The sequence below is a fragment of the Paratractidigestivibacter sp. genome (genome assembly GCF_963660155.1).
Classification (GTDB): Bacteria; Actinomycetota; Coriobacteriia; order Coriobacteriales; family Atopobiaceae; genus Paratractidigestivibacter.
This window is the reverse complement of the sequence record NZ_CAVKWG010000041.1, coordinates 1-5,677: the sequence shown is the minus strand read 5'-3', so window position 1 is coordinate 5,677 and position 5,677 is coordinate 1. Positions and strand designations below refer to the sequence as shown.

General features: G+C 67.6%; 7 protein-coding genes. All 7 read right to left on the bottom strand.

Translation table 11 applies throughout. From position 1 onward, the window contains the following. Positions 1-296: 296 nt before the first annotated feature. The 7 genes from U5709_RS07975 to tsaE all read right to left on the bottom strand — a co-directional run bounded on the left by U5709_RS07975 (position 297) and on the right by tsaE (position 5,603). Positions 297-644, bottom strand: coding sequence for a type II toxin-antitoxin system PemK/MazF family toxin (locus U5709_RS07975; protein WP_321971289.1), 348 nt, complete (start codon positions 642-644; stop codon positions 297-299). Then, positions 634-909 (bottom strand): type II toxin-antitoxin system RelB/DinJ family antitoxin, encoded by a 276-nt coding sequence (locus U5709_RS07970; protein WP_321971290.1) that lies wholly within the window; start codon positions 907-909, stop codon positions 634-636. Before U5709_RS07970 ends, U5709_RS07975 begins: the two co-directional genes overlap by 11 nt. Before the next feature lie 63 nt (positions 910-972). Beyond that, on the bottom strand, positions 973-3,420 hold the full coding sequence (tsaD, locus tag U5709_RS07965) for a tRNA (adenosine(37)-N6)-threonylcarbamoyltransferase complex transferase subunit TsaD (RefSeq protein WP_321973155.1): 2,448 nt from the start codon (positions 3,418-3,420) through the stop codon (positions 973-975). Between the two features lie 93 nt (positions 3,421-3,513). Then, positions 3,514-3,954: a DUF3783 domain-containing protein gene (locus tag U5709_RS07960; RefSeq protein WP_321971292.1), complete on the bottom strand. Its 441-nt coding sequence runs from the start codon at positions 3,952-3,954 to the stop codon at positions 3,514-3,516. 5 nt (positions 3,955-3,959) lie between these two features. Further along, positions 3,960-4,547, bottom strand: a complete 588-nt coding sequence (locus U5709_RS07955; RefSeq protein WP_321971293.1) for an NADH peroxidase — start codon at positions 4,545-4,547, stop codon at positions 3,960-3,962. Positions 4,548-4,625: 78 nt separating this feature from the next. Further along, positions 4,626-5,009, bottom strand: coding sequence for a transcriptional repressor (locus U5709_RS07950; RefSeq protein ID WP_321973154.1), 384 nt, complete (start codon positions 5,007-5,009; stop codon positions 4,626-4,628). 156 nt (positions 5,010-5,165) lie between these two features. Next, entirely contained in the window at positions 5,166-5,603 is a 438-nt protein-coding gene (gene tsaE, locus U5709_RS07945) for a tRNA (adenosine(37)-N6)-threonylcarbamoyltransferase complex ATPase subunit type 1 TsaE (protein ID WP_321973153.1), read from the bottom strand. Between the last annotated feature and the right edge of the window lie 74 nt (positions 5,604-5,677).

The window sequence follows — 5,677 nt, the reverse complement described above, 5'->3', positions numbered from 1 at the left end:
TGTTGCCGTGAACGCAACTCTACTCCATTTGGGCCGCGACGGGCGCTCGCCGGCGACGGCATGGGGGCGGCGCGGAGGCAAATGTTCGCAAGTATGCAATCAAAATCCGGTTTGCCGAGTAGACTGGGGTTCGTCTGTAGCAAAACCGCAGGTAGACGAAGTGGCGATTTTCTGGCTACTCAGCAAACCCGAATTTGATTGCATACTTAGCGCAGCGAGGGCGTCGCGGGGCAAAAAACGGCCCGCGAAACGTGTCCGCGGGCCGTCGGAGTGGACGAAGGGACTGTCCCTTTGTCTTATTCCTCAGTCTGTATCTCGGCGAGAATCCTGGCTATGGCGGCGGCGTCTCGCTCGGACAGGCGACCCAGGCGGCCAGCGGTTCCAAGGTAGCTGGCCGGAATCTCGGCAATTCGGTCCGCGCGAGCAATCGAGGGCTTCACCAGGCCGGCGCTCTGCCAGTCCTGAATCAGGTAGTCATGCTTCATATGGAGCTTGTTCGTCGAGCTCGTGACCATCATCACAAGCGTGCCGTCATCGCGAGCTCCGACCACGATAACCGGCCGGAACTTGTAGCCCCTGCCCTCCTGGTAGTCAAAGCGGGCATGCCACACCTCCCAGATCTGGGGAGCGGCGTCAGTCGTCATCGTCGTCCCAGTCAGCAGGAAGAACAGGCACGCCCTCATCGTTCAGCGGGGCCTTGTAAGCCCGAGTAGCAAGGCTGTCATAGGACGGCGCGTCGGGCCTCATCGAGAAGGGCAAGCCCCCGACCTCGACAGACTTAACGAGAAAGACGTTGATTGCGTCGGACAGGCTTAGGCCCCAGCGCGCATAGACCTCGGCCGCACGGTCCTTGGTCTCGCCGCTGGTGCGGTACTTGCCCTCTACGTTTCTCACAAGCGCTGTTGCCATGGTCCCTCCTTGAACGGGTACCCACACTGTACCCTATTCGGGCTTGAGGTAGCGCTCGAGTTCCTAGCGCTCCCAGGTGGGAGGCACGGGGGCGTCGGGGGTGGACCAGGTGCCCAGAGGCGCGTTGGGGGCCGCGTCCAGGGTGAGCGGCGCCGTGTTACCGGCGAGGTAGCTGCGCAAGGCCGGGATGCCGATCATGGCCGCGTTGTCGCCGCAGGCGCGCATGGGCGGCACGGTCACGCGGACGCCCATCTTGGAGAAGGTCTTCTCGTAGGCCGCGCGCAGGGCGGGGTTTGCCGCCACGCCGCCGCCGATGCAGATGTCCCCCACGCCGGTCTGCTCGACGGCCGTCTTGGCCTTGGCCACCTGCACGTCGACGACGGCGGCCTGGAAGCTCGCAGCGAGGTCGGGCAGGTTGATGGGGCGCCCGGCGCGGTTCTCGCCCTCGATGTAGGTGATGACGGCGGTCTTGAGGCCACTCAGGCTGAAGCTGTAGTCGCCGGAGTGCATCATGGCGCGCGGGAAGTGGATGGCGCACGGGTTTCCGCTGGCAGCGAGCTTGCTGATCACGGGGCCGCCGGGGTATCCCAAGCCGAGCGCCTTGGCCACCTTGTCGAAGGCCTCCCCCACCGCGTCGTCGATGGTGGCGCCGAGAACCTCGTAGTCGCCCCACGCGCGCACGTGCACGAGCATGGTGTTGCCGCCGGAGACGAGGCTCGCCACGAAGGGCGGCTCCAGGCCGGGCGTCTCGAAGAGGTTGGCCATGAGGTGGCCCTCAAGGTGGTGCACGGCAATAAGCGGCAGGTCAGCGGCCGCGCAGAGGCCCTTGACAAAGGCGACGCCCACCACGAGCGCACCCACGAGGCCCGGCCCCGCCGTCACGCCGACGGCCGCGAGGTCGGAAGGCGTCAGCGTGTCGACGCCGAAGTGGGCGCCCGCCTGCGCGAGCGTCTCCTCAAAGACGCCGACGATGGCCTCGGTGTGCTTGCGGCTGGCGATCTCGGGCACGACGCCGCCGAAGCGCGCGTGGAAGTCGATCTGGGTGGCCACGACGCTTGCGCACACGACGCCGTGGGAGTCGGTCACGGCCATGGCCGTCTCGTCGCAGGAGGACTCGATGGAGAGGATGAGCGGGCCGGCGGCGGCGATGGCCTCGGCGGCCTCGGCGGTGCGCGGCGCCGCCTCGATGGGCCACGGGCGGATGGAAGCGCGCGGCGCCGGGTCGTGGTCGACGTCGGAGGAAAGGTCGGCGAGCGGCAGGTCGGCGCGCATGATGCGAGCGTCGTGGCCGGCGCCGTAGTAGTTGGGGCGTATGCCGGCCTCGGTAAAGCCGAGCTTCTCGTAGAGGCGCTCGGCAGGGGCGTTGCCCACCTCGACCTCCAATGAAGCCCAGGTAGCGCCTAGCATCTGGGCATCGTAGGCCACGCGCGAGAGCAGGCGGGCGGCCGCGCCCTCGCGGCGGCGGCCGGCTGCGGTGGCAACGTTTGCGACCTGCAGCTCGTCGGCCACGACGGTGCCGCCGGCGTAGCCGATGATCTGGCCGCGGTCGTGCGCGACCCACCAGATGTGGCCGCGCTCGTTGAGGTCGTCGTAGAAGACGTGCTCGGGCCAGGGCTCATGGTTCGCGCCCGCGAAGACCTCGGCCTCGAGCTCGGCCACGGCGTGCACGTCGTTGACGGTCATGGGGCGAAGCTGCAGGTGAATGCCCGCGAGCGCGTCGTCGCAGCCGGTGAGCTCGACCGTTGCGGGGACCTTGAGGCCGAGGCGGGTGCGCTCGGTCTCCTCGGCGTCCGAAAGGCGCGTGTAGATGGGCAGCACGAGGGCGGGGTCGCCGAGGGCGCCGCCGGCAGGGGCCGTGTGGAAGGCGTCGGCCTCCGCGGCTGCGCGAAGAAGGCCCTCGCCGGTAGGCCACCAAGCGTCCTCAGGCGCGAACTGCGCGGCGGCAAAGCCGGCGTCCTCGAAGCGCGCACGGTACTTGACCAGGCCGTTTCCGGAAAGCGTGAGCTCGGCGGCGTCGGCGCGGGCGGCGAGGTCGGCCACGGCGACGTCGGCCTTGACCACGGTCTCGGCGGTAAAGGTGCGGTGCGCGCCGGCGTCGTCCAGCTGGTAGATGCCCGGGTAGACCTCGCCGCGCATGGCGTCGCCGAGAACGGCGAGCGCGCCGCGGACGCCTGCCGCGTGCGCCGACCAAGCCATCGAGTCGAGCGCCGAGGTGCCGAAGAGGGGCAGTCCCGCGCCGCAGGCCAGGCCCTTGGCCGTGGCGATGCCGATGCGCACGCCGGTAAACGAGCCGGGGCCGCGGCCGGCGAGCACCGCGTCGACGTCGGCCATCGAAAGACCGGCCTCTACCAGCGCTTCTTTGCACGTGGTGGCGAGCTCGACGTTGGCTTGGCGGCGGCACATGTGGTCGCGCGCGGCAAGAAGCTCGACGCCGGCGTCGCCGACGCGCCCGACGGCGCAGGCGAGCATATCGGTCGAGGTGTCGATAGCAAGAACGGTTTGGGTGCTCATGGGCGATCCTTTGCTGCTGGATTCAACCCTTCTAGTGTAGCGCCGCCCGCGGGTCGCGCGGGAAGCGGACAAAGGGACTGTCCCCTTGTCCGGTCAGCCGTTCATGCGCGCGTGCTCGGCGGACACGGCCTCGATGAGGCGCACGAGCGGCCAGCTGCGGTTCGCCGGCGTGAGCACGGCCTTGGCGCCGACGACGCACCCAGCCTCTCGGCACCCGGCGATAAACCCGTCTACCTGCGCGTTATTTAAATTGCAGAGAAGCACGAACTCCCCTTGCGGAAGAGGCCCCGCATAGTCCGTGAACGCCGGCCGGTACCCGACGAGGCCCGCGAACGCGCCGGCCGCGTCGCCCAGCCGCGCCGGCGCCGCCACGCGCACGCGCACGCCGAGCTCGCGCAGCACCTCGCGCACGGCCTCGCCCTTCTCGCTGGCCGCCTGGCCAAAAGAAGGGTCGAGCCCCCAGAGCACCGCCGTTGCGGCGGGCCCCGAGGGCTTGACCTTCTTACCAGCGCTTTTGTGCTGCTTGGACGCCATATACCTTAGCCGAAGTAGCGCTCGAGCAGGCCCTTCAGAGCCTTGCCGTGACGAGCCTCGTCGCGGGCCATCTCGTGGACGGTGTCGTGGATGGCGTCGAGGCCGTTCTTCTTGGCGCAGGCGGCGAGCTCAACCTTGCCGGCGGTGGCGCCGAACTCGCAGTCGACGCGCCAGGCCAGGTTATCCTTGGTGGTGGCCTTCATGTTAGGCTCGAGCTCGGTACCGAGGAGCTCGGCGAACTTGGCGGCGTGCTCGGCCTCCTCGTAGGCGGCCTTCTCCCAGTACAGGCCGACCTCCGGGTAGCCCTCGCGGTGCGCGATGCGGGCCATGCACAGGTACATGCCGACCTCGGAGCACTCGCCGGTGAAGTTGGCCTTGAGCTGCTCGAGGATGTAGGCCTTGTCCTCGTCGGAGATGTTCGGGTTGTCCTTGACCTGGGCGCCGTACACGCCGTACTCGTGCTCGGCAGCGAGCTCGAGCTCGCCCTCGACCTTCTGGAACTGGCTGGCCGGAGCGTGGCAGACCGGGCACTCCGCCGGCGGCTCCTCACCCTCGTAGATGTAACCGCAGACCTTGCAGACCCACTTGTCCATGGTGATTCCTCTCTCTTTGGCGGGCCCCTCAGCCCGCGCCTTATGCTGCGCGGCCGCCTCCCCAGGCGACCGGTAGAGCTAAGCCTTCTGGCAAGCAGGGCAGACGCCGTCGAATTGCAGCGAGTGCCCGGAGACCTTATACCCCGAGACCTCGGACGCGTCGGCCTCGATGCCCTCGAGCACGGGGACCATCACGTCGTCCACGCGCCCGCAGACCGTGCAGCGAACGTGGTAGTGGGCAAACGTGTTGTGGTCGAAGTGGTCCGCGCCGTTGTTGATCTTGACCTTGAGAGCGTCGCCGTCCTCGGAGAGCTTGTTGAGCAGGCGATACACGGTCGCCTTGCTGATGCTCGGGTGCTCGGCGTGGACGGCCTCGTAGACCTCGTCGGCCGTGGGGTGGTCGGCCAGGCGACGCAGCGCATCGAGCACGATCGAGCGTTGGACGGTGTTGCGCGCGGCCATCAGACCTCCTCAGCGGCTAGGTTTCGGGTTTTCCTGCTTGCTGAGATAACTATAGCTTATTGAGAGTTATTATCAATAGGGAATTTTTACTATTTTGCTAGTCCACCCCGCAATCTGCGGACAGAGGGACAGCCCCTTTGTCCGCAGCTTGCGGCGCTACTCGACGTCGATGGCACGCGGGGGCTCCTCGCCGGGGGCGGCGTCGTCGAGGCGGGTCACGCGGACGCTCGTGTAGTCGCCGAGCTCGTCTGCGAACTGCTCTCCCCACTCGATGACGCACACGCCGTCGGCGCCAAGCACATCGTAGAGGCCGATGTCCTCGAGCTGGGCGGGGTCATCCAGGCGATACAGGTCGAAGTGATACAGCGGCAGCCGGCCGCCCTCGTAGACCATCTCGATGGTGAAGGTCGGGCTCGTCACGTCGCCCTCGCAGCCGAGCGCGGCGGCAATGCCCTTGGTGAGCTGCGTTTTTCCCGCGCCAAGGTCGCCCGTGAGCACGAGCACGTCGCCGGCTGCGAGCTCACGGCCGAGCTTCTCCCCCACGGCGATGGTCTCCGCCTGCGAACGGGTCTCGAAGTGTTGCGGGGTCTTCATAGCTTCTCTCCTTGAATCTCACCTGCATTGGGGACAGTCCCTTTTGCAGGTTTCTCGAAACCTGCAAAAGGGAC